Genomic DNA, 391 nt, shown 5'->3' with positions numbered 1-391 from the left:
GAGGCACGCCCTCATGCAGGAAGGATAGCTGCTCAAAAACCACCGCTCAGACCGCGAGCTCATGCTGCTCAATTCCCGATGCACATTCTGCTCAAAACTACTTGACTAAACACATCGATGAGCAGGAGCCGCGTGTCGCGGCTGTGCGAGGGGCTCGACGGCGAGGTCTCCGAGATGCGGGGCGCGGACCTCTCCTCGGGCGAGTGGCCCTACCGGTGGCTCGACGCCACCTTCGAGCCGTGCCGCGAGGCCGGCGCCCCGAGGTCGGTGGCGCTCGTTGTTAGTGTCAATCTATCTTTCGCCGATTCCACCAACGAACCTCACCCGTTCGCGCCAACGCACATGCGCCGATCCCGCCAGCGTCACGCGCCGCTTCCGGCGTCCCGGTCCG

The 391-nt window shown here is 65.0% G+C and carries 1 pseudogene; it reads left to right on the top strand.

Annotated features, from left to right (window positions below):
• Positions 1-114 precede the first annotated feature (114 nt).
• Positions 115-297: pseudogene (locus H6A15_RS10250) on the top strand (transposase); the annotation flags it as partial.
• Positions 298-391 lie beyond the last annotated feature (94 nt).

This window comes from Enorma phocaeensis, assembly GCF_016901575.1.
Taxonomy (GTDB): domain Bacteria; phylum Actinomycetota; class Coriobacteriia; order Coriobacteriales; family Coriobacteriaceae; genus Limicola; species Limicola phocaeensis_A.
This window is presented reverse-complemented; position numbering and strand designations above follow the sequence as displayed.